The 20,568-nt window shown below is 74.7% G+C and carries 15 protein-coding genes, 2 tRNA genes, 1 pseudogene and 1 riboswitch; of the genes and pseudogenes, 10 read left to right on the top strand and 8 right to left on the bottom strand.

Annotated features, from left to right (window positions below; all coding sequences use genetic code 11):
* Nucleotides 1-133 precede the first annotated feature (133 nt).
* Entirely contained in the window at nt 134-2,245 is a 2,112-nt protein-coding gene (locus tag CP967_RS15905; RefSeq protein WP_150488616.1) for an asparagine synthase-related protein, read from the bottom strand.
* Between the two features lie 1,064 nt (nt 2,246-3,309).
* Here CP967_RS15905 and CP967_RS15910 point away from each other — a divergent pair.
* The 4 genes from CP967_RS15910 to CP967_RS15935 all read left to right on the top strand — a co-directional run bounded on the left by CP967_RS15910 (nt 3,310) and on the right by CP967_RS15935 (nt 9,228).
* On the top strand, nt 3,310-4,860 hold the full coding sequence (locus CP967_RS15910; protein ID WP_150488617.1) for an NsdA family TPR-like regulatory protein: 1,551 nt from the start codon (nt 3,310-3,312) through the stop codon (nt 4,858-4,860).
* Between the two features lie 96 nt (nt 4,861-4,956).
* Nucleotides 4,957-6,471 carry an FAD-dependent oxidoreductase gene (locus CP967_RS15925; RefSeq protein WP_229888534.1) on the top strand — a complete coding sequence of 505 codons (1,515 nt, stop codon included), beginning with the start codon at nt 4,957-4,959 and terminating at the stop codon, nt 6,469-6,471.
* Nucleotides 6,464-7,420, top strand: a complete 957-nt coding sequence (trmB, locus tag CP967_RS15930) for a tRNA (guanosine(46)-N7)-methyltransferase TrmB (RefSeq protein WP_150488618.1) — start codon at nt 6,464-6,466, stop codon at nt 7,418-7,420. The genes CP967_RS15925 and trmB overlap by 8 nt, the downstream gene beginning before the upstream one ends.
* Nucleotides 7,421-7,746: 326 nt before the next feature.
* Nucleotides 7,747-9,228, top strand: coding sequence for a PrsW family intramembrane metalloprotease (locus tag CP967_RS15935; protein WP_150488619.1), 1,482 nt, complete (start codon nt 7,747-7,749; stop codon nt 9,226-9,228).
* Nucleotides 9,229-9,271: 43 nt separating this feature from the next.
* Here the strand turns inward: CP967_RS15935 and CP967_RS15940 are convergent, their stop codons facing one another.
* The 4 genes from CP967_RS15940 to CP967_RS15955 form a co-directional block, all read right to left on the bottom strand.
* Nucleotides 9,272-10,216 (bottom strand): aldo/keto reductase, encoded by a 945-nt coding sequence (locus CP967_RS15940; RefSeq protein ID WP_150488620.1) that lies wholly within the window; start codon nt 10,214-10,216, stop codon nt 9,272-9,274.
* Between the two features lie 158 nt (nt 10,217-10,374).
* Nucleotides 10,375-11,415 carry a M23 family metallopeptidase gene (locus tag CP967_RS15945; RefSeq protein WP_150488621.1) on the bottom strand — a complete coding sequence of 347 codons (1,041 nt, stop codon included), beginning with the start codon at nt 11,413-11,415 and terminating at the stop codon, nt 10,375-10,377.
* A gap of 11 nt (nt 11,416-11,426) precedes the next feature.
* A riboswitch (cyclic di-AMP (ydaO/yuaA leader) is annotated at nt 11,427-11,579 on the bottom strand.
* Between the two features lie 234 nt (nt 11,580-11,813).
* Nucleotides 11,814-12,986 carry a PP2C family protein-serine/threonine phosphatase gene (locus tag CP967_RS15950; RefSeq protein ID WP_150488622.1) on the bottom strand — a complete coding sequence of 391 codons (1,173 nt, stop codon included), beginning with the start codon at nt 12,984-12,986 and terminating at the stop codon, nt 11,814-11,816.
* Nucleotides 12,987-13,499: 513 nt separating this feature from the next.
* Nucleotides 13,500-13,573 (bottom strand) — tRNA-Met (locus CP967_RS15955).
* Between the two features lie 278 nt (nt 13,574-13,851).
* Here CP967_RS15955 and CP967_RS15960 point away from each other — a divergent pair.
* The 4 genes from CP967_RS15960 (at nt 13,852) to CP967_RS15970 (ending at nt 15,701) form a co-directional block, all read left to right on the top strand.
* On the top strand, nt 13,852-14,205 hold the full coding sequence (locus tag CP967_RS15960; protein WP_150488623.1) for a hypothetical protein: 354 nt from the start codon (nt 13,852-13,854) through the stop codon (nt 14,203-14,205).
* Nucleotides 14,206-14,518: 313 nt separating this feature from the next.
* Nucleotides 14,519-14,671, top strand: a complete 153-nt coding sequence (locus CP967_RS34005; RefSeq protein WP_167535387.1) for a hypothetical protein — start codon at nt 14,519-14,521, stop codon at nt 14,669-14,671.
* Nucleotides 14,672-14,760: 89 nt separating this feature from the next.
* A complete protein-coding gene (locus CP967_RS15965) occupies nt 14,761-14,982 on the top strand; it encodes a hypothetical protein (protein WP_150488624.1) in 222 nt (73 codons plus the stop codon).
* A gap of 152 nt (nt 14,983-15,134) precedes the next feature.
* On the top strand, nt 15,135-15,701 hold the full coding sequence (locus CP967_RS15970) for a GNAT family N-acetyltransferase (protein ID WP_150491879.1): 567 nt from the start codon (nt 15,135-15,137) through the stop codon (nt 15,699-15,701).
* Between the two features lie 282 nt (nt 15,702-15,983).
* Here CP967_RS15970 and CP967_RS15975 read toward each other — a convergent pair whose 3' ends face one another.
* Complete coding sequence (locus CP967_RS15975; protein WP_190175170.1) at nt 15,984-16,565, bottom strand: TetR/AcrR family transcriptional regulator; 582 nt, start codon at nt 16,563-16,565, stop codon at nt 15,984-15,986.
* 159 nt (nt 16,566-16,724) lie between these two features.
* Between CP967_RS15975 and CP967_RS15980 the strand changes: the two genes are divergently transcribed.
* Both CP967_RS15980 and CP967_RS35435 read left to right on the top strand, forming a co-directional pair.
* Complete coding sequence (locus CP967_RS15980) at nt 16,725-17,543, top strand: SDR family NAD(P)-dependent oxidoreductase (protein ID WP_150488626.1); 819 nt, start codon at nt 16,725-16,727, stop codon at nt 17,541-17,543.
* A gap of 38 nt (nt 17,544-17,581) precedes the next feature.
* Nucleotides 17,582-18,370, top strand: a pseudogene (locus tag CP967_RS35435) (DMT family transporter); the annotation flags it as partial.
* A gap of 175 nt (nt 18,371-18,545) precedes the next feature.
* Here CP967_RS35435 and CP967_RS15990 read toward each other — a convergent pair.
* Both CP967_RS15990 and CP967_RS15995 read right to left on the bottom strand, forming a co-directional pair.
* Nucleotides 18,546-18,622: transfer RNA gene (locus tag CP967_RS15990), tRNA-Lys, on the bottom strand.
* A gap of 147 nt (nt 18,623-18,769) precedes the next feature.
* Entirely contained in the window at nt 18,770-20,470 is a 1,701-nt protein-coding gene (locus CP967_RS15995; RefSeq protein ID WP_229888535.1) for an amino acid permease, read from the bottom strand.
* Nucleotides 20,471-20,568 lie beyond the last annotated feature (98 nt).

Consider the following 20,568-nt stretch of genomic DNA (forward strand, 5'->3'; position numbering starts at 1 on the left):
TTCATTGTGTCCCGGGCCGCGGCACCCGGCCCCGTCGTTCCTCAGGCCCCGTGGACACGCGTCCGCCCCGTCGTTCCTCAGGCCCCGTGGACACGCGTCCGCCCCGTACCGTCCCGTCCCGGCGGGGCGCGGCTCAGGACTGGAGCGTCCGGCGGGCCGGGGCCACCCCGCCCGCCACGGCACGCAGGCGCTGGGCCGCCGTCCCGGTCCAGCAGGTGCCCCGCCGGGTCACCAGGCGGCGCAGCCAGAGTTCCGTGGACGCCAGGTCGGCGAGACCGTCCAGGGGCAGCGGTTCGCCCTCCGCCGCGGCGCGCAGGGCCTTCCGTACGACACGGGCCTCGATCAGTCCCGCGTCCGCGAGCAGCGGGGCGTCGAACAGGGCGATCAGCTCGGGAAGGGCGGTACGCAGACCGAGGCGCCCGGCCGCGTCCGTCGTGGCCTGGGACGGGGCGCCCCAGCCGGGCGGGAGGTCGTGGATGCCGGCCCCGGCGAGCACCCGCCGCAGGATCGCCGGCCGGGCCCCCGGCTGGACCCGCAACGACTCGGGCAGCGCGCGGGCGGCGCGTACGACCTGGTTGTCGAGGAAGGGGGCGTGCAGACGCTGGCTGCGGATCTCCGCGGCCTGTTCCAGGATCCGCTGGTCGGTCGCGTGCCGGGCGAGGGCGGCCCGGGCGCGGGCCTCCCCGGGGCGCTGCACCGGCGCCGGGCGGACCGCCGCTCCCTGGAGCCGGACCGACACCTCGGCGAGCGCCTCCCCGGTGAGCCAGCGGGCGGCCGGTCCCGGGCGGGACCAGGCGAGGGCGGCGAGGGAGGCGTCGGCGGGGGTGTCGAGGCCGGGCGCGTGGCGGTTGGCGTCGGGCAGCAGTCCGGCCGCCGTCTCCAGGCCGGTGCGGTAGGAGGTGCGGGCCAGCTTCCGGGCGGCACGGTAGACGGCCAGCGGGACGAACAGCGAGTGGGCGGACGGCCCTTCGGCCTTGGCGAGCGCGGCGACGGGCCGCAGGAGGTGGCGTCTGCGCCGGTCCATGAGGAGGTCGGCCAGCCGGGCCGGGTGCGCGTCGAGCACCTGGCGGGCGCCGTGCCCGACGAAGTGGTCGGCGCTGCCCGCGGCCAGTCTGCGCCGGTGGCGCTCGGCGACGACGAGGGAGGGCGCGGGTTCGTCGGTGAGCGGGCCGCTCTCCAGGGAGGCGTAGGGCAGTGCCTCCTCCCCCGCGGCGACGACGACGTGGTGCAGCCGGGGGTCGGCCGCGATGACGCGGGCCCGTTCCAGTTCGTCCTCGCGGCCCTGGGTGGCCAGGTCGTTGAAGGTGACGGCGAGGAGCCGCTCGCCCGCGCCCGTGCCGTGGCCGAGGACGGTTCCCGGGAGCCCCGGCAGTCCGGCGGCCAGCAGGGCGAGCGTGGCGGAGGCGCTGCCCCCGGAGAGGTCCGCGCCGATACCGGGTACCGGCGCCCCCCGGGCGGCGCGGCGGTCGGCCGGCCCCATCCCCGGGACGGGCCCCGGGTCGGGCGGCAGGGTCTGCGGGGCGTGCCGGGGCGCGGTGAGCCGGGCCCGTACGGCCTCGACCAGCGCGTCCCGTACCCCTTCGACGGCGCTCACCGGGTCGGCCTGCGGGGCGGCGACCGCGAGCGAGGCCACCGCCTCGTACCCGGTGATCTCACGCGAACCCTCGCGGAGGATCAGCGCGTGGCCCGGCGGGACCCGCTTCACCCCTTCGTAGGGGGTGCCGTCGCCCAGCGCCTCGGGCGACTCCGGGCAGGCGAGCAGGGCCGCCAGATGACCGATGTCCAGCTGGGCCTCGACCAGGTCGGCGAGCGGGAGTGCCGCGGTGGCGTACGCGGTGCCGCCCGCCCAGGGTGTGTGGAAGACGGGCCGCGCTCCGGCGAGGTCCCCGACGACGGTGGTACGCCGGCCGGTCTGCACGACGGCCGTGTAACTGCCCGGCCAGGCCGTGAGATGGCGCAGTGCCCCGCCCCGGGCCGCGAGCAGCCCGACCCGCAACTGCTCGTCGCCGGCTCCGCAACAGCCCAGTACCGCGAGGCGGGTGGCGGGCGCGCCCCCGGGCGCCGGGACCGTGACGACCCGGATCTCGTCCGGCCGCCAGTCACCGACGGCCCACAGCGGGTCCGGGCCGCCCCACAGGGGCTGGGCGCCCACGGGGTGGACCGTGCTCCCGTCCTCCCGCGGGTCCCCCGCACCCACGGCGGAGAAGCTCGCGGCGATACTGCTCCACCCCACCAACCAACGCATCGCCGCCTCCACGGGCTGTGGACGAACCGGCGTGCCAGGACCCGGGAACGCCGCTGCGGGACATGCTGCCACGACAACGGCGGCCCGGAGGGTGTACGGGCAGCGCACACGGGATGAGCATGCGCCCCTGGCAAAGGCCACACCGGTGGCTCCGCCACCCCAACCCAACGGAACCAGAGGTTCCGGTTGTTGTGGCGTACAGGTGCCGCCGAGCCCCTGCGAACGCCCTCGCCGCCAGATGCGATCCGGCCAGTTTCGCTTTCTTCACGAGCGTGATGACCGACCATCGGAATTCGGCCATTCTCACCTCGCGCCGCCCCCGCGCGTTTCGCTCCGCAGGCTCCGGCCGGGGCCGTCCGCCCCGTTCCCCGGGACCGCCCGCCGGCGCGGGAGGCCGCGCCCGGGAAACGGCGTCCCGGCACCCGTCCACCGCGCCCGTCCCCGGGCTTTCGGCGGGAGCCGTGCCCGCCGGCCGCCGGCGTACCGGCCGGCACATCCCCCCGGTGCGCCGGCCGGCCCGCCCGCTCCCCGTCGAGCCGCATACGGCACGGTCCGGGAGGTGTGCGCCACCTCCCGGACCGGTTCGCCGCCCGCGGGGATTGGAGCGGCGGTCTCCCCCAGCCCGCTGTGTCCAGTGCAGCGGGCCGACCCACGCAGGACCCATCGAAGCGCCTGCCCCCAGGCCGGACGAGAGCGCACGGCCGGGCGCACGGCCACACACCGGGAGCACGGCGCACAGGGCCCGCGGCGGCCGTCCGGGCCCCGCCCGGGGGCACGGCGCGGGGGCGGGCAGGCCGTGCGGACCCGCGCGCGGAGGGAGCGGGCGCGCGCACTTTGCCCGCACGGGCAACATTCCCGCCATCCGGACGACTGACCCTTAACGGTAGGGATGCGGCGAACTACGCTGTGTTTACCGATGTTCTCAGCAGGGCGGCATATTCCACGGGGCTCGGCCACATGCGTGTGCGCGTGCGTGCCGGGGCCCGCGGCTGGGGAGGACACGGTACGAATGCCGCGCGCCTCCCGGGTGACGCGGCGGCCGTCTGTGTGTCGAGGGGTGACGCATGTCCAGGGAGCAACGCGGGCCGAACGAGAAGCTCGGCACAGTTCTCGCCCTCGCGGGAATCAGCAACGCCGGGCTCGCCCGGCGGGTCAACGACCTCGGAGCACAGCGCGGACTGACACTTCGTTACGACAAGACCTCGGTGGCCAGATGGGTCGCCAAGGGAATGGTGCCGCAGGGTGCCGCGCCCCATCTCATCGCCGCGGCGATAGGGGCCAAACTCGGCCGCCCCGTCCCGCTGCACGAGATCGGGCTGGCCGACGCCGACCCGGCGCCGGAGGTCGGGCTGGCCTTCCCCCGTGACGTGGGTGAGGCGGTGCGTTCGGCGACCGACCTCTACCGGCTGGATCCGGCCGGGCGCCGGGGTGGCGGGATCTGGCAGTCGCTGGCGGGCTCCTTCGCGGTGAGCGCGTACGCCACGCCGGCGTCACGGTGGCTCATCACGCCCGCCGACCCGTCCGTCGCCCGGGACCCCTCGGCGGTCCAGGGAGGCGTTCCCGGCGCCCAGGGCGCATCCGGGGCGCACGGTCCGTCCGTTCTCCAGGGGCCTCCCGCGGGAGGAACCGGCAGAGGGGCGGCCGGGGTGCCCGCCCAGCCCGGACCGGACGGCGCGGCCGACGCCTCGCCCTCTCTCCTGCGGGTCGGCCACAGCGACGTGGCCAAGCTGCGCGAGGCCGCCCAGGACGCCCGCCGCTGGGACTCCAAGTACGGCGGAGGGGACTGGCGTTCCTCGATGGTCCCGGAGTGCTTACGCGTCGACGCGGCACCGCTGCTGCTGGGTTCGTACAGCGACGAGGTGGGCCGCGCCCTGTTCGGCGCCTCCGCCGAACTCACCCGGCTCGCCGGGTGGATGGCGTTCGACACCGGGCAGCAGGAGGCCGCCCAGCGCTACTACATCCAGGCCCTGCGTCTCGCCCGGGCCGCCGCCGACGTGCCGCTCGGCGGATACGTGCTCGCCTCGATGTCCCTCCAGGCGACCTACCGCGGGTTCGCCGACGAGGGCGTGGACCTCGCGCAGGCGGCCGTCGAGCGCAACCGGGGCCTGGCCACCGCCCGGACGATGAGCTTCTTCCGGCTCGTGGAGGCGCGCGCCCATGCCAAGGCCGGCGACGCACCGGCCGCGGGGTCCGCGCTCAGGGCCGCCGAGAGCTGGCTGGAGCGCTCCCGGGCCGGCGACTGCGACCCGAGCTGGCTCGGCTTCTACTCGTACGACCGGTTCGCCGCCGACGCCGCCGAGTGCTACCGCGACCTCAAGGCGCCGAGGCAGGTACGCCGCTTCACCGAGCAGGCCCTGTCCAGGCCCACGGACGAGTTCGTCCGCTCGCACGGCCTGCGCCTCGTGGTGTCGGCCGTCGCGGAGCTGGAGTCGGGCAACCTGGACGCGGCCTGTGCCGCGGGCACCCGCGCCGTCGAGGTGGCGGGACGCATCTCCTCGGCGCGCACCACGGAGTACGTACGCGACCTGCTGCACCGCCTGGAGCCGTACGGGGACGAGCCGCGTGTCGCGGAGCTGCGTGAGCGGGCGCGCCCGCTCCTGGTGTCCCCGGCCTGACACCGCCCGCCCGGACGCCACCGCCGCACGGGCGTACGCCCCGGGTCGCGGTCGTTGTCAGTGGGGCGGTGCAGTATCGGGGTGGGAGGTGGCGTGGTGACGACACATGCGGCGTACGACTGCGATGTGCTGGTGGTCGGCGCGGGGATCGTCGGTCTGGCGAGCGCGTACGCGCTCACGCGCACCGCACCCGGCGCCCGGGTCATGGTGCTGGGGAAGGGACAAAACCCCGCCGGACGGGCCGCCGGGCCCTGGCCCGATGGTGCGGGGCGGGCCGGGTCGCCGTCCGGTGGTGCGGCGCGGAGCGGGTCCGCAGCGGGGGGTACGGGGCCGGGCGGCAGGGCGGACCGCAGTGACGGGGCGGTCCGCGGTGACGGGGCGGTCCGCGGTGACGGGGCGGTCCGCGGTGACGGGGCGGTCCGCGGTGACGGGGCGGTCCGCGGTGACGGGGCGGTCCGCGGTGACGGGGCGGTCCACGGTGACAGGGCGGCGGTGTGGAGCGGCGGTGAGGCAGTCCACAGCGGTATCCAGCACGCCCCGGGCACCCTCAGGGCCCGCTGCACGGTGCGGGGCGCGGCCGAGCTGGCCGCCTTCTGCGCCGAGCACGGCATCGCCCACACGGTGACCGGTGAGCTGGTCGTGGCGACCGGCAGCGGCGGACTGCCCCGGCTGCACGGCCTGGTGCAGCGCGGCCGGGCGCACGGGCTGCCGGTGCGCGAGCTCGGCCCCGCCCAGATCGCGGAGCACGAACCGCGGGTGCGTGCGCACGCCGCGATCCTGGTCGGGGCGGGCGGGGTGTGCGACTTCGCCGCCGTGTCGGACCGCCTGGCCGCCGAGTTCGGCGCGGCCGGCGGCCGCATCGGGTACGACGCGGAGGTCGTGGCCGTCGACCGGCGCCCCTGGGGCGTCGCGGTGCGGACGTCCGACGGCCGGGTGGTCCGGGCCCGGACCCTGGTCAACTGCGCGGACGGGGACAGCGGACGCGTCGCCGGGCTCACCGGCGACGACCCGGGCGTCCGGATCGTTCCGCTGCGCGAGGAGTGCTACGAACTGACCGCCCCCGGACTGGTGCGCGGGCTCGTCCGCCAGGTGCCGGACCCGGGCTCGCCGTATCCCGGGGTGCGGCTGTCCCAGGGCCTCGACGGCACGGTCCGCATCGGCTGGTCCGTCACCTCCGCCGGAGCGGAGGCGTCCGGCCGGCACCGGCCGGCCGGGCGCCTCTCACGCCTGCGGGCGCCCGCCCTCAGCCGGTCCGGCGTCTGGCGGGCCGCCCGCCCGGCCGGCCGCCAGGGGGTGGCCGAGGCCCCCGCCGCCTCGTCGCGGCAGGCCGTCGCGCGGGCCCTTCGGCGGCTGCTTCCCGGGGTGGCCGAGGACGATCTGCGGCCCGGCCCGTCCGGTGCCCGGACGCAGACGGCGGTCCTGCGGGACGGCACCCCCGTCGACGACTTCCTGCTCCGGGACGCCCCGCACGCCGTGCATGTGCTGAACGTCCCGGTGCCCGCCGTGACCGCCGCGCTGCCGCTGGGGAGGGAGGTGGCGCGTCGGGCCCTGCTGCGGGCACGGGCGACGGGTTGGAGCCCGCTCGCCGTAGAATCGGGTCATTGTGTCTGAGCCTGTGAACCCCACCCCCAAGACGCCCGGTGCCGAGGCGGCCTCGACGGCCGCCGCCCCCACCGCCCCGGCGGCCCGGACCGAGGTCCCGGCGCCGCTCGCGGACGCCGGGGACCCGGCCGCCGGGGCCCGGGAGGCCGAAACCCTCGACACCGAGGCCCGGGACGCCGAGGCACGCCGGGAGGCGTCCTTCGAGCGGCAGCGCAGGCTGCGCCAGGAGCCGCGCTTTCCCGGCGGCCCCGCGGCCGACCCGGCGGGCTCGCACCACGAGCGCCGTATCCGCAGTTTCCAGCCCCGCCGCAGCCGGGTGACCGCCGGCCAGGAGGACGCCCTCCAGCGGCTCTGGCCCAAGTGGGGCCTGGACATCGACGGCCGGCGGATCCTCGATCTGCCCACGCTCTTCGACGGGCTCCCAGTGGTGCTGGAGATCGGCTTCGGCATGGGCGAGGCGACCGCGCAGATGGCGGCCGAGGACCCGGGCACCGGGATCCTCGCCGTGGACGTGCACACGCCCGGCCAGGGAAACCTCCTCGGGCTCGCGGACCGGGCCGGGGCGACCAACGTCCGGGTCGCCAACGGTGACGCGATCATCCTGCTCCGCGAGATGCTGGCGCCCGGGGCGCTGGACGGGCTCCGGGTGTACTTCCCCGACCCCTGGCCCAAGACCCGGCACCACAAGCGGCGGCTGATCCAGCCGGAGTTCCTCGACCTGGCGGCCCAGCGGCTGAAGCCCGGGGCGCTGGTCCACTGCGCGACGGACTGGGAGCCCTACGCGGAGCAGATGCTGGACGTCCTCACCGCGCACCCCCTGTACGAGAACACCCAGGCGGACGGCGGCTATGCGCCGAGGCCCGCGTTCCGGCCGCTGACCCGGTTCGAGGGCCAGGGCCTGGACAAGGGCCACCTCGTCCACGACCTGCTCTTCACCCGGCGCGCGGACCGGACCTGACCGTCACCGGCGGACCGGTCCCGGCCTTCACCGGCGGACCGGTCCCGACCGACACCACCGGACCGGCCCAGACCGTCGCCGGCCGGCCACCGGGCCCCGGGCCGGCCGACGGGCCGTGGCCCGTTGTCGGTCCTCCTCGTTAGGGTCGTCAGGTGTCCGAGGGGTTCCCGCAGCACCAGCAGGCAGGCCCGGTCCCGGGGGAACGGGCGACCGCGCCCGGAGCCGGAGGGCGGCCGGGCGTATCCGCACCCGCCCCGGAGGGGTGGCCGGGCGGGCCCGGCCCCGGGGGGCCTCCGGGCGGTCCCGCAGCGACGGGGCAGCCCGCTGTGCCCGTCCTCGGGGCCCAGCCGGTCGACGAGTTCCTGGCCGCCGTGCCGGGGCGCCGCCACTGGCTCTACCGGCCGCGCCGTGTCGGCCTGGTCTGGCGCAGCAGGGCGTTCCGTGCGGGTGCGGTGGTCTTCGTGCTCGCCCTGTGCGGTCTGGTGATCCTGGCCTTGGTGCGTGAGCAGACCGGCACCGAGGGCTTCCTGGTGGGGCTGGGACTGGCCGTGCTGCCCGTCCCGCTGCTGATGGGGGCGTTCCGCTGGCTGGACCGGGTCGATCCCGGCCCCTGGCGGAGCCTGCTGTTCGCGTTCGCCTGGGGCTCCTGCGCCGCGGCGCTGGTGGCGATCGTCGCCAACTCCTTCGCGACGCGCTGGATAGCGACGGCCACCGCCGACCCGGCGGGCGCCGACACCCTGGGGGCCACCGTCATCGCGCCGGTCGTCGAGGAGAGCGCGAAGGCCGCCGCACTCGTGCTGATCTTCCTGTTCCGCAGAAGGCAGTTCAGCGGGCTGGTCGACGGCATCGTGGTCGCCGGGTTCACCGCGACCGGTTTCGCCTTCACCGAGAACATCCTGTACCTCGGCAACGCCTTCGGCGAGGACCAGCAGGCGGGGGCGGCCGGCTTCGGTTCGGTGACCGTCGGGACGTTCGTCGTACGGGTGCTGATGTCGCCCTTCGCCCATCCCCTGTTCACGGTGCTCACCGGGATCGGTTTCGGGCTCGCGGCCGCCGCCGGGCGGCGCCACCGGGTGCGCAGGGTCCTGTTCCCCGTCCTCGGGCTCCTCCTGGCCATGGGGATGCACGCCGCGTGGAACGGCTCCTCGGTCCTCGGTCCGTACGGCTTCTACCTGGTGTACGGCGTGTTCATGATGCCGTGCTTCGGGCTGGTGACCTGGCTGGCGGTCTGGTCACGGCAGCGGGAACTGCGCACGCTCGCCGAGGAGCTCCCGGTCTACGCCTCGGCCGGCTGGCTCGCCTGGCCCGAGCCGCTGGCCCTGGCCTCGCTGCGGGCCCGGGGGGTCGCCCGCGACGCCGCGCGGCACCTCGGGAGCCATCCGGATCCCGCCCGCGGCAAGCAGGCGGCGCGTGCGGTCGCGGAGTACGAGTCGTTCGCGACCTCCCTGGCGATGCTGCGCCGCCGGGCCCGTCACGACGGGCCCGGGGAGGACTTCGCCGTGCGGGAGAGGGAGCTGCTGCACCATCTGTGGCAGCGGCGGGCCGTCGCGAGCCCGGCCCTGACGTACGCGGCCCAGGTGACGGGCCGGATCCACCGGGCCGGGCCGCCCGTACCGGGAGTGCTGCCCCGGCAGTCCCCGTACGGCCAGGCCCCCCGGTGGCAGCCGGCCGCCCGGCCGGTACCCGCGCCGCACCGGCACTACGGCGGCTACAACCCGTATCTGCACACCGGCGGCGCCGCACCCGGCCGGAGCGAGGGCCCCGGCCGGGGCGGGGTCCCGGGCCGGGACGGGACACCACCGGTCTGAGCACCGGCCCGGACGGGGGGCCGGGTGGCCGTCCCGGTGGGGGTCAGGCGGACGCCTCGGTGAGGTCGGCCAGTTGCCGGCCGGTCAGTTCCAGGTCCGCCACGGCGGTGAGCGCGGGAAGCTGCGCGACCGTACGGGCCGAGGCGATCGGTGCCACGACGGTCGGGCGGGCCGCGAGCCAGGCCAGGGCGACGGTGGCGACCTCGGCGTCGTGTTCCCGGGCGACCTCGTCGAGAGCCGCGAGCACCCTGCGGCCGCGCTCCGACTCCAGGTGCTGGGCCGCGCTGCCGGCCCGGGCGCTGTCGACGTCCTTGCCGGGCCGGTACTTGCCGGTGAGGAAGCCGGAGGCGAGCGCGAAGTACGGTACGGCGGCCAGCCCGGCGGCGGACGCGGTGTCGAGCAGCGGGCCCTCGTAGGTGTCGCGGGAGACCAGGTTGTAGTGCGGCTGCAGCGCCACGTAGCGGGCCAGGCCCTCCCGCTCGGAGAAGTCCAGCGATGCCCTGAGCCGTTCCGGGCTGATGTTGGAGGCCGCGATCTCCCGGACCTTCCCCGCCTTCACCAGCTGGTCCAGGGCCGTGATGATCTCCTCGACCGGCACGCTCTCGTCGTCGAAGTGCGTGTAGTACAGGTCGATGTGGTCGGTGCCGAGCCGCCGCAGCGACGCCTCCGCCGCCTCCTTGAGGGTGGCCGCGGCCAGACCCTTGTACGCGGGATGGGCGCCGGCCTTGGTCGCGATCACCACGTCGTCGCGGCGGGCGCGCGCCTTCAGCCACTTCCCGATCAGGGTCTCCGACTCACCGCCCTCGTTGCCCGGGACCCAGGCCGAGTAGGAGTCGGCGGTGTCGACGAAGTTGCCGCCCGCCTCGGTGTAGGCGTCCAGAACGGCGAAGGAGGCGGCCTCGTCGGCCGTCCAGCCGAAGACGTTGCCGCCGAGGGCCAGCGGGAAGACCTTGAGGTCCGAGGAACCGAGTGCGCGATAGGTGGTCATACCGGGGCCAACGGTGCGAGGGAACCTGCTATTCCGTCCGTGGCGGCCGCCGGGAACCGGAGCCGGGGACCCGGGAAGGGACCGGCAGCCCTGACGTCGGGGGGTGTGCGTCAGGGCTGCCGGGGCATGGGGCGCCGGCGGTGGCCGGCGCGCGGGGCTCAGATCGTCAGGCCCTTGCCGCGCAGCCAGGTCAGCGGGTCGACGCCCGCGCCGTCTGCGGTGTGGACCTCCAGGTGGAGGTGAGGGCCCGTCACGTTGCCGGTGGCGCCGACCCGGCCGATGGTGTCGCCGGTGGCGACCCGCTGGCCGGCGGACACGTTCATCGAGGACTGGTGGCAGTACCAGATCTCGGTACCGTCATCGAGCTCCAGCACCGTGCGGTAGCCGTACGACCCCGACCAGCCCGCCGACTTGATGACACCGCCGTGGACGGCCTTGACCGGGGTGCCGGTCGGAGCGGCGAAGTCCAGGCCGGTGTGGGAGCCGGAGGACCACATCGAACCGGACTGGCCGTAGGTCGAGGTGAGCGTGTAGGAGGACGTCGGGGCGGCGTAGCTGGCGGCCAGCTTGGCCAGGCGCTCCGCCTCGGCCTTCTTCTTCGCCGCTTCCTCGGCCGCCTTCTTCTCGGCTGCGGCCTGGGCCTCCGCCTCGCTCTGCTGCTTCGCGGCCTCCTGTGCGGCCCGCTCCGCCGCCGCCTTCTCCTCGGCCGCCCTGGCCTCGGCGTCGGCGTCGGCCTGCTGCTGCTCGGCCTGCTGGAGGATGCGGGCGCGCAGCGCCTCACCGGCGTCGGTGGCGCCCTGCTCGGCCTCCGCGACGGTGATGCCGGCGGTGGTCAGCGGAGCGGCGGAAACGGGCCGCGTCGCGTCCGTTCCGGAATCGTCGGACATGAACGCGCCCACACCGGGAAGGGATGAGGCGTCGGGAAGTTTGTCGGTGATGGCGTCCGGAAGGGAGATGGAGACCGGCGGCTTGCTCTGCGCGGTGGCCATGCCGCCCGCGCCGACGGCCGCGATCACACCGACACCGAGAACCGTGGAACTACGGGCCAGGCCACGCTGCTTGGCTACGCGGTGCCTGCCGCGCACGGGCCGGACGGACTCCTCGGTGGGGTTCCACTCCCCCCACGACCGCTCCTCGTCCCCGGGGGACGCGGGCCTGAAGGACGACGGGGCCTCGGGGGCAGGCTGGTTGGACGCCACGTGGGCGCACTCCTTTCCTTCCTTCTCGCCTACCGGGTTAGCTGACGGGTTCGGAGCAGGAAGGTCTCCTACGGGTACCCGGGTCACTGACGAGACCTGGATGCCCGATTCACCCCATGTAGGTGGTTCCCCGGTTCCCTTGCGGAATTCGGCGCGTGCGCACGGTGCCGCCTCTTGCGACGACTGGGACGACCGCGCTGCGTTATCGAACGTTAATAGACACCCGGCTCCGATTCCAAGCCGTTCCTCTTGATCGTTCCCGCTCATGGCCCGGACTTTCAGGTATCAACCACCCTCAAACGGGCCACTTGAACGGGCCTTGCCTACTCGCCAGTTTCTGACGGTTCGTCAAATGTTATGCGGAGCGGGGTCCGTCGGTCACCGTGTGTCGCCCCCCGTCATCCCCCGGTCCGGCCCACGATCCTCACCGTCCTGCGCCGGGCCGGCTGGCCGAGCGCCGGCCTGCCGACGGCGAGCAGGGCCATGTCGTCCGTGGAACGCCCCCCGGTGTGCAGCCGGACGTCGTCCGTCAGCGCGGAGAGCAGCTCTTCCGGGCCGGGGAAGATCCGGCCGCGCAGCCGCTCCTCCGGGTCGTAGAAGGACCCGGCCGCGTCACGCGCCTCGGACAGGCCGTCCGTGAAGACCAGGAGCGTCGACCCCGGGGGCATCTCCCACTCCTCCGACCGGTCCGGCCACGTCTCCAGCCCCATCCCGATCGGCATCGCCGGCCTGGACGGCGCCAGTACGTCGAGCCGGCCGTCCGCGTGCAGCAGCAGCGGCTCGGGGTGTCCCCGGTTGACGATCCGCAACGCCCCGGAGCCCGTGGGGATCTCGGCGAGCACCACCGTGACGAACCCCTCCATGGAGTCCAGCCCACCGCGCCGCTCGCCCTCCCGGGCCAGCGCCCGTTCCAGCCGCTGGGCCACCCCCTCCAGCGAGAGCTCCGTCTCCGCGGCCTCCCGGAACGCCCCGATCACCACGGCCACCGCCCCCACCGCGTCCAGACCCTTGCCGCGGACGTCACCGAGCACCAGCCGTACGCCGTGCGGCGTGTCCACCACCGCGTAGAGGTCGCCGCCCACGAACTCGTCGGCCTGCGCCGCCTCGTAGCGGGCCGCGACCAGCAGGCCGCCGATCCGTTCCTCCGGCGTGGGCAGCACCGCCCGCATCGCGGTCTCCGCGATGGCCCGCGCGGACGCCAACTGCTCGCTGCCGCGCCGTACGACGCCGTTGATCAGAAGGGCGAGCACCGAGACGGTGACCAGGGTGAGGAGCTCGGTGACCGGCACCACATCCAGGACCACCCCGTCCCAGAGCCTGATTCCCACCACGGCCAGCACCGAGACGATCCCGGCGCCCGCGGTGCCGGCGAAGGAGAAGAAGGGGGCCGCCACCAGGGGGGCCGCGGCGAAAAGGGGGACGGCCGTGACCGTCGGCGGGGACGCCAGGTCGATCAGCAGTCCCACCCCGATCAGCAGCCACGGCAGCAGCCGTACGAACCGCCGGGCCCCGGCCCCCCGGGTGCCGGTCCCCCGCACCCGCGCACCGCGCCGTCCGTCCCGCATCCCCACCTGTGCACTCCTGCCCGGTCCGCCCACGGCTGCGGACGGTACCGCGCCCGGCACCCGGCCCGGCCGGAGCCGCGCCGTGGTGCGCGACCGGTCGTCGGCCGAAGGAAGGAGCGCGCCGAAGCCGCCCTCCCCGGTGGTCGGCCGGAGAACGCGTGCCCCGCGTAGATCGTCAGTGCATCCCGTACGAAGACGGCGCATCCGTCCCCCTAGCGATCGTAGTTCTTCGCGGAGCGCGGATCGGCGGTATACGTCTCGCCCGGCCCGGTGGCGTACGGACCGGGCCACCGGCGCCGTCACCGGCAGCCAGGCGCAGTGCCGCCGTGCGGTTTCCCGGACGGACCGCTCCCCGCCGGAAACGCTGGATCTTCACGTTGCGTCGAGGTCGAGCACCCGCCGCCCACCGGGCCGGTACCGGCGGAACCGGCGGTGGAGTGGAGGGGGTGAGGCCGGTGAGGGGGCGGGCATACGACGGTGGCCCGGATCCTTGATCAGGATCCGGGCCACCGTCTTCAGTAGCGGGGACAGGATTTGAACCTGCGACCTCTGGGTTATGAGCCCAGCGAGCTACCGAGCTGCTCCACCCCGCGCCGTTGTGATGACAACTCTACGGCATCCGCGGGGTGCTCCCGACCACCCGCGCCCCGCCGGCCGTCCGGACCCCGCGCGGGGCGACCGTCCGGACCCCGTGCGGGGCGACCGTCCGGGCGCTCCGCGCGGGGCGCCCGCGGAAGGCATCCGTCCGCCCGATGACGTGCATCAACACATCGGATGTAGCAAGTGGTTGCCATGTGTAGCGCTTTGCCCAAAGATGTTGCTGCCGCACCCCCCGATCTTGCCTTGAAGCCTGTCTGGAGGGCCTTCGACGATGTCCACCCCGCTCAGATCTGACCACGTCCCGTCCACCGAGCCGTCGCCGTTGCGGGTCTCGATCACCAGTGGACTCATCGGCGGACTGGCAGGGGCGGTGATGAGCGCCCTCATCAACTACCTCGCCATCGGCATGCCTGACGGCGAGGGGGTCAACGCGCTGAACCACGCCATATCCGGCCTGTTCAGCGGGTTCATCGCGGGGTTCATCGGTCTGATGACGCACATCCGCAAGACGTCGAAGGCAGCCCCGGCGGCCTCTCCGGCCGGTCCCGCCGCCACCCCTGCGGACGCTCCCGCCGGGGACACCGCCGACATCGCGGAGGCCGGGACGACCACGCAGAACGCCTGACGCCCGGCCGCCGGGGCACCGGCACCGCGGTTTCGAGGGGATGCCCCGGCTCACGCCCGGGGCATCCCCTTTTCCCTTCACCGCCGCGCCGAGGGCGCCCGTCCCGCCGTGAACCTCGTGCCGGACAAAGCAAATTCAGGGGAAAGCCGTGCCGGGAGAGTTACAGTCTGCATGCACCGCTGATGGTCCGGACGCCCCCGGAGCGACGTGCACCGGGAGCGGCCCCTGTCGCCGCACCGGTCGAAGACCTCCGCCCGGCACAGCCGGCGGCCGGTCGTGGGCTCTCACCGCACACCTACCTACAGGACCGCTGATGACCGACATGCCCGCACGCTCCACGCACCGGCACAACGAAAGCCCGAGCGTGGCGAAGGACCTGGGCACACCGGCCCCGCCTCCCGCACCGCAGTACGCGGGCCTGTTCGTCGAGCCGGACCTGCCGCCGCTCGCCGACGACGCCGAGTGACACCCCGGTGTCCGCCGGGTGAGCCGGGGGGAACGGACGGGTGACCGCACGGCAGTGACCAGCCGGGCGGCGCCGTCGTTGGGGAGACCATGCGCATCCGTATCGGCGTGGTCGTCCTCTCGGTGGTCCTGCTGTTCGCCGCGTTCGTCTCCGGCATCCCCTCGCAGGCCGAGACGGAGGCCGCCTGCCGGAGGTCCCTCGACAACACCTCGACCGCGACCCACCGGCCCGAGTCCTGCGAGGACGTCTCCGCGGAGACGTACCGTGCCTTCCTGCTGATGTACGACCTGCGGGCGGAAGGACTGGACTGACACGGACGGCCGTCGGCTGTTACCGCCCGCTCCGCCCGATCCGCTGCCCGGCGCCCGGGGCCGGGCCGTCCGGTGGCCCCGGCGGACGTCCCGCGCGTCCCGGCACCCTGGAACACACCGCCCCCCATCGGTACAGTCCGCCCATGCCGCCCCTGTATCCGCTCAGCCGCCGAAGCGGCCGTCTGGCCCTGCGCGAGCTCACCGCCGACGACGTGGACGCGGTCCTCGCGGTCTACGGCGATCCCGAGGTCAACCGCCACATGTCCTTCGGGCCGCGCACCCGTGACCAGACCACGGAGATCGTCACCCGTTTCCGCACCTCGGCCACCGCCACGCCCCGTACGGAATTCGCCTTCGCCGTCACCACGCGGCAGGACGGCGAGGCGATCGGCGTCGGCCGCGTCGCCACCGACCCGCACCAGCCCGGCGGCGCGACCTTCGGCTTCGCGCTCCGCCCCGACACCTGGGGCCGGGGCTACGGCGTGGAGACCGTACGCCTCCTCCTCGGCCTGGCCTTCGAGGAACTCGGCCTCCACCGGGTCTGGGGAGCGCGTGCCCCCCTCAACGAGGCGTCCGCCCGGACGATGGCCAGGGCCGGGATGGTCCAGGAGGGGGTCATCCGCGAGCACATCCGCAAGGACGGACAGTGGCGCGACTCCGTCGTGCACGCGATCCTCGACCGCGAGTGGGCCGCGTCGGCAGGCCGGTCCGCCGGCTGACGCCCGCCCGACACGCGGGGACACCCGGGCGGACGGGCGCGGCGGGCCCCGGATAGCCGCGCAGGGCGCGCCTCCGCCGCGTCCACGGCCCTCCGCCCTCCCCGCGGGCGCTCCGCCTTCCCCACGGTCTTCCACCGGGCCCCCGGGCGGACGGGCGCGGCGGGCCCCGGATAGCCGCGCAGGGCGCGCCTCCGCCGCGTCCACGGCCCTCCGCCCTCCCCGCGGGCGCTCCGCCTTCCCCACGGTCTTCCACCGGGCCCCCGGGCTCCGTGGTGCCCGTGCTCAGGAGCGCGGACCGGCGCCGCGCAACAGGGTGTCGATGATGCGGGCCGCGAGGGTGTCGGCGTCGGTCTCCGCGTCGCCCGGGTCCCCGTGCAGGCACTCCCCGAGGAGCGCGTAGTAGACACGCCGGACCCAGTCGAGGTCGGCCGCCTCGTCGATGAGCCCGGCCTCCCGGGCCCGCTCCAGCACCGTGGTGCAACGCCGGGCGATGTCCTGCTGGAGGACCGCCGCCTCGCTGCCGGGTTCGGCCGGCAGCCCCAGGGCGAACGCCCAGGCGCTCTTCACCTCGATCACATCGGCCGTGATCCGGTGCAGCGCCACCAGGGGAGGGGCGGTGTCCGGCCGGCCGTCCTCCACGACCCGGGAGAGCTGACGGGCCGCGGACACCGCCAACGCGTCGATCAGCGCCTGCCGGTGGGCGAACCGCCGGTGGACCGTCGTCCTGGCCACCCCCGCCGCCGCCGCGATCTGCTCCATCGACGCGCCGGGGTCCTCGGAGAGCACCCGCTCGGCCGCCTCCAGGATCGCGCGCACGCTGCGCTCCGCGTCGGCCCGCAACGGCCGGGCCGCTGTTCCGCCCATGACGCCTTCCACCCCTCCACTCGCCCCGCTCATCCACTCGACCCAGAAAATGATACAGCGCTGACCCTTCTTCAAATTATCTGCATCAACTCTGTTGCAGATAAGCCGAACATGAGTACTCTCCTGTGTCAGTTACCCATCGACCGCAGGAGTTCTCCCATGCGCAGCACAGCCCTCGTCACCGGTGCCTCATCGGGTCTCGGCGCGGAGTTCGCCGTACGGCTCGCCGCCCGTGGGCACGATCTGGTCCTGGTGGCGCGTTCCGAGGACCGGCTCACCGCCCTCGCCGAGCGCCTGGCGGCAAAGTACGGCGCCCGGGCCCATGTCCTGCCCCAGGACCTCGCCGAACCCGACGCGGCCCGCCGCGTCGCCGACCGGCTCGCCGCCCGCGGCCTGAGCGTGGACCTGCTGGTCAACAACGCCGGGTTCGGCACCTGCGGCCGCTTCGAGGAGATCGACGCGGACCGCGACCACGACCAGCTGATGGTCAACGTCGTCGCACTCGTCGGCCTCACCCACGCCCTGCTCCCCGGCATGCTGGAGCGCGGCACGGGCGCGGTCGTCAACGTCGCCTCCACCGCGGCCTTCCAGCCCGCCCCGTACTTCGCCGTCTACGGCGCGGCCAAGGCCTTCGTACTGGACTTCGGGCTCGCCCTGCGCCAGGAGTACCGCCGGCGCGGCATCCGCGTACTCACCCTGTGCCCCGGCCCGGTCGACACCCCCTTCTTCGACGTCATCGGCACCCGTGACGCCGCCGTCAACGGCTCGATGACCACACCGGAGCCGGTCGTACGCGCCGCTCTGCGCGCGCTCGACCGCGACCGCGGCTACGTCGCCCCCGGGCTCGGCAACGCCCTGTCCGCGCACCTGCTGCCACGCCGGCCGCGCACCCTGGTCGCCGCCCTCGCCGAACGCGTCACCCGCAAGGTCCTCTCCCCGTCGGCCACCGCCGCGCGGCCGAAGGAGTACGCGGCATGAGCTCCTCCACCGCCCCGGCCGCAGGCGCCGCCGCCGCGATGCTCCTCGTCGGCACCTCGACCGCCGTGTCCGCGACCATCGCCGACTACCCCGTCCTCGGCGGCCAGGCCCTGCGTTACGCGCTCGCGGCGGCGATCCTCCTCGCCGTCGTACGCCACCAGCGCTTACCCCGGGCCCGTCTGACGCCCCGTGACGTCCTGCTCCTGGTGGCGCTGGCCGTCACCGGCCTGGCCGGCTTCAACGTCTTCCTGGTCGAGGCCACCCGGCACGCGAGCCCCGCCGTGATCGGCACCGTGGTCGGGGCGGTCCCCATCGTCCTCGCCCTCGTCGGACCGCTGACGGAACGCCGGCGGCCCGCCGCCCGCACCGTCGGCGCCGCGGCCGTCGTCACCCTGGGCGCCGCGGTCTCCGCCGGACTCGGCGGCGGCAGCCCGCACGGTGTGCTGCTGTCGCTGGGAGCGCTCACCGGCGAGGTCGCCTTCTCGCTCCTCGCGATCCCCCTGCTGCCCAGACTGGGCCCCCTGAGAGTCGCCGCCTACCCCGCCGCGCTGTCCGTCCCCCTGCTGCTGGCCGCGAGCACCGCCCTGGACGGCACGAGCGCCCTGCGCCTGCCCACCCCCACCGAGGCGGCCGCCTTCGGCTACCTCGGCGTACTCGTCACAGCCACCGCCTTCTTCCTCTGGTACGACGCCCTGCGCCGGCTCGGCGCCGGCCGCGCCGGGCTCTTCGCCGGCCTCGTCCCGGTGGGCGCACTGCTCACCACCGCCGCGCTCGGACTCGGTGAGGTGGGTCCCGCGGACGTCGTCGGCGCCCTGCTCGTCGCGGCCGGTGTCGCCCTCGGCCTGAGGGCTCCGGACGAAGGGCGCGCCCGGCCCGCGCCGGCCGACTGCGCCCCCGGGGACACCGGCGGGCCCCCGGCCGCGGATTCCGCCGCCGGACAGGCCCGGGGAACGGCAGAACCCCCGCTGACGCAGGTCAACGAGGGTTCCGGCGGTGATCCGGTGGTAGGCCGTGTGGGACTCGAACCCACAACCAACGGATTAAAAGTCCGCTGCTCTGACCAATTGAGCTAACGGCCCTCGATGGATCACCCCCCGAAGCATAGCCCTCCCCGGCCCGGCAGCCGATCGGGTATCCCCTGCCGGGTCCGAGGTCCTTCGCCCGGACCGTGTCCGGCCGGGCCGGGGGGACCCGGCCGGAAGGACCCTGCCGTGGGCGCGGGCGGGTCAGGGCGTGCCGCCGGCGGGGCCGGACGGCGGGCCGTCCCGGCCGGAGGCCGGCTCCAGGAACCAGTGGCGCGCGGAGACCAGCCACCAGGCCGCAGCGAAGCCCAGGACGGCCAGGACCGCCAGCGGCGCGTAGTTGAAGGTCCCCCAGGTGACGGGCGACACCTGCGGCAGCATGAACAGCACCGTGATCACCGCGACCCAGGCCACCGCCACCACGCCGACCGGCCGGGACCAGCGGCCCAGGTGCCAGGGGCCCCGGACGAAGTCCTCGCCGCGCAGCAGCCGGAGCAGGGTGGGGATGACATAGGCGATGTAGAGGCCGATGACGGCGATGGACGTCACGGCGGCGTACGCGGTTTCGTTGATCAGATACGGCAGCCCCAGGGCGAGCGCGCCCAGCGCGGCCAGCCAGACCGCGGCGACCGGGGTACGGGTACGCGGGCTGACGGTGTGCCAGACCCGGGAGAACGGCAGGGCGCCGTCGCGGGAGAAGGCGTAGATCATCCGGCTGTTGGCGGTGACGGAGGCCATCCCGCAGAACAGCTGGGCCCCGATGACGACCAGCAGCAGCAGCTTGCCCGTCGTGGCGCCCAGCGCGTCCAGCAGGATCTGCGCGGGCGGGGCACCGGTGGGGGAGGCCAGAGCGCCCTCGTACGACTGGATGGCGAAGGTGAAGCCGAGCAGCAGCACGAATCCGGCGATCCACGACGTCCAGATCGACCGCACGATGCCGCGCGGGCCCGCCACGGCCGCGTCACGGGTCTCCTCCGTCATATGGGCGGAGGCGTCGTACCCGGTGAAGGTGTACTGCGCCATCAGCAGGCCGATCATCACGACGTAGAAGCCGCTCCCCCAGCCGGTGTTGTTGACGAACTCCGTGAAGACGAACGACGCCGGCCGGTGCGAGTCCGGTACGAAGGTCAGCGCGCCGACGATCACGACGACACCGCCGGCGTGCCACCAGACGCTGACGTTGTTGAGGAACGCCACGATGCCGACCCCGAAGGTGTTCAGCAGACCGTGCAGGACCAGGATCGCGGCGAACAGCAGGATCGTCCGGCCGGGCGTCACCTCGAAGCCGAACTGGAGGTTCAGATAGGCGCCCAGGAAGGACGCCGCCCCGAAGTCGATCCCGGCGGTGACGGCGACCTGCCCCAGGACGTTGAACCAGCCCGCGAACCACGCCCAGGCCGCCGCCGAACGCCGTGGCGCGAGCCGGTGCGCCCAGAAGTACAGGCCGGCGGACGTCGGGTAGGCCGAACAGATCTCGGCCATCGCCAGGCCGACGAACAGGGTCATCAGCCCCACGCCGGCCCATCCCCAGGTGATCAGGACGGGGCCGCCGGTGTTCATCCCGAACAGGTACAGCGTCAGGCAGCCGGAGAGCACCGAGATGATCGTGAACGAGACGGCGTAGTTGGAGAACGCCGACATCCGGCGTGCGAGGACCTGGGTGTAGCCGAGCTGCGCCAGCCTCTCCTCGTCCGATACGGCCGGGGCGGCCGGGGCGACCGATAAGGCCGGTGCGGCCGGTGCGGCCGGTGCGGCCGGCAGGTCCCCGGAACCGGCGGGACGAGCAGGGCCGACGGGGCCGGCAGGGCCGTTGGGACCAGCAGGTCCGTTGGGGCCGGTGGGACTCTGCGGTGCCGGTGTGGCGTCCGGTGGGGGCTCCGCGGCCACGGCTTCGTCGTTTGTCATGCCCCCAGCGATGCCCGTAGCGGCACCCCGGAAACGCCGCGGGGCCCGTACCGCACCGAAGTGCTGTACGGGCCCCGCGTGTCGTTCACATCAGCGAC

Origin of the sequence: Streptomyces nitrosporeus (assembly GCF_008704555.1) — a bacterium.
Lineage (GTDB): Bacteria > Actinomycetota > Actinomycetes > Streptomycetales > Streptomycetaceae > Streptomyces > Streptomyces nitrosporeus.

What these genes read in the sequence shown, in the direction of transcription:
- CP967_RS15910 (WP_150488617.1), top strand. Translation starts at nt 3,310, where the DNA reads ATGTCCAGGGAGCAACGCGGGCCGAACGAGAAGCTCGGCACAGTTCTC.
- CP967_RS15965 (WP_150488624.1), top strand. Translation starts at nt 14,761, where the DNA reads ATGCGCATCCGTATCGGCGTGGTCGTCCTCTCGGTGGTCCTGCTGTTC.
- CP967_RS15905 (WP_150488616.1), bottom strand. Translation starts at nt 2,245, where the DNA reads ATGCGTTGGTTGGTGGGGTGGAGCAGTATCGCCGCGAGCTTCTCCGCC.
- CP967_RS15975 (WP_190175170.1), bottom strand. Translation starts at nt 16,565, where the DNA reads ATGGGCGGAACAGCGGCCCGGCCGTTGCGGGCCGACGCGGAGCGCAGC.
- CP967_RS15980 (WP_150488626.1), top strand. Translation starts at nt 16,725, where the DNA reads ATGCGCAGCACAGCCCTCGTCACCGGTGCCTCATCGGGTCTCGGCGCG.
- CP967_RS15940 (WP_150488620.1), bottom strand. Translation starts at nt 10,216, where the DNA reads ATGACCACCTATCGCGCACTCGGTTCCTCGGACCTCAAGGTCTTCCCG.
- CP967_RS15960 (WP_150488623.1), top strand. Translation starts at nt 13,852, where the DNA reads ATGTCCACCCCGCTCAGATCTGACCACGTCCCGTCCACCGAGCCGTCG.
- CP967_RS34005 (WP_167535387.1), top strand. Translation starts at nt 14,519, where the DNA reads ATGACCGACATGCCCGCACGCTCCACGCACCGGCACAACGAAAGCCCG.
- CP967_RS15995 (WP_229888535.1), bottom strand. Translation starts at nt 20,470, where the DNA reads ATGACAAACGACGAAGCCGTGGCCGCGGAGCCCCCACCGGACGCCACA.